The organism is Micrococcus sp. IITD107 (assembly GCF_041927415.1).
GTDB lineage: Bacteria > Actinomycetota > Actinomycetes > Actinomycetales > Micrococcaceae > Citricoccus > Citricoccus terreus.
The window spans coordinates 1-1,296 of the sequence record NZ_JBHFFN010000019.1; the positions used below are offsets into that span (position 1 = coordinate 1).

Genomic DNA, 1,296 nt, shown 5'->3' on the forward strand with positions numbered 1-1,296 from the left:
TGTCGCGCGTCAGACTTAGTGGCAGGGCCGTTATGTAGGTCCTGAAGGAGAGTCAGACATGGGTAGACCACCCTCGATTCCGGCGGAGAAGAAGACCCGGATAGTGCTGAGCGTGCTGGCCGGCGAGATGTCCATCGCCGAAGCGGCACGCAAGGAGAAAGTCAGCGAGCAGTCCATCGGACGGTGGAAGGCCGAGTTCCTGGAAGCCGGTAAGACCGCCCTGGTGGCCGGCAGGTCTGGACCATCCTCCCGAGAGGAACAGCTGGAGGCCGAGGTCGCCGAGCTGACCCAGGCCTTGGGCGAGGCGCACCTGGAAGCCAGGGTGTGGAAGAAGTCCGCGGAGGGCCGGCTGGGCCCTTCGAGGACCTCGAGGTGATCCGCGTGGAAGCGGGCATGTCGACCGCGAGGTTCTGCCAGCTCTTGTGAGATGCCCGAGCGGACCTGGCGCCGCTGGCAGGCCAAGGCCCGCACCGGGACGGCGGTGAAGGGACCGTGGCCGCAACCGGCACGGCAGGCCGGTCGGGAACTGGTGGTCAAGCACGCGCTGGCCCATTCGGCGTGGGGGCATCGGAAGATCTGGGCAATGGTGTGCCACGACGGGCATGTGGTTTCCGAGGCGACCGTGCTGCGGATCCTGCGCGAGGAGGGGCTGATTCTGCCCGCGCAGTACCAACGGGAGCGAGGGAAGCTGGCCGAGCGGCGCAAGGCCGCGTTCGCCACCGAGCCCTCAGGCCCGAACCAAGTCTGGCAGCTGGACTTCAGCGAGTTCGAGACCACCACCGGAGGGACCTGGCGGCTGGCCGGGTGTCGGGACTACTGGTCCAAGTACGAGCACCCCTTCCACGTTTCGCCCACCGGGAACCAGCACGATGCGATCGACGCGATGGAGTTGGCCCTGGCTGACTACGAGGCCATGTTCGGTCACCCGCTGGTCGAGGCCTGCCCGGTCGATCCCGAGACCGGTGAGCTGTTGCCCGTGGTGACCATCGTGACGGACAACGGCGGGCCGTTCCGGTCCTTCCGCTTCGAGTCCTTCATCGCCGCCCACCCTTCAGCTACACCACGTGCGCACCCGAGTGAAGACCCCGGGACAGAACGGGTCCCGTGAACGCGGCTTCGGCACGCTGAAGTACGAACGGCTCTACCTGGATGAGATCAACGACGCGCTCGTGCTCGCCGAGCGGGCCGAGGACTACAGGATCGAGTACAACGAGCTAAGGCCCCACGAGGCCATCTCATGGAACCGGCCCAAGGAGGTGCACCTGGGCCTGGCCGACCCCACCACCCCGACATTCA

The 1,296-nt window shown here is 66.7% G+C and carries 3 protein-coding genes; all 3 read left to right on the top strand.

From position 1 onward, the window contains the following. The first annotated feature begins 58 nt into the window (after nt 1–58). Nucleotides 59–376: a helix-turn-helix domain-containing protein gene (locus ACEXHE_RS13445; RefSeq protein WP_010080477.1), complete on the top strand. Its 318-nt coding sequence runs from the start codon at nt 59–61 to the stop codon at nt 374–376. 51 nt (nt 377–427) lie between these two features. Beyond that, nucleotides 428–1,108, top strand: coding sequence for an IS3 family transposase (locus ACEXHE_RS13450; protein WP_374786178.1), 681 nt, complete (start codon nt 428–430; stop codon nt 1,106–1,108). Beyond that, nucleotides 1,065–1,296: integrase core domain-containing protein (locus ACEXHE_RS13455; RefSeq protein ID WP_374786179.1), on the top strand; the 232-nt coding region annotated here is incomplete at its 3' end. The genes ACEXHE_RS13450 and ACEXHE_RS13455, both read left to right, overlap by 44 nt.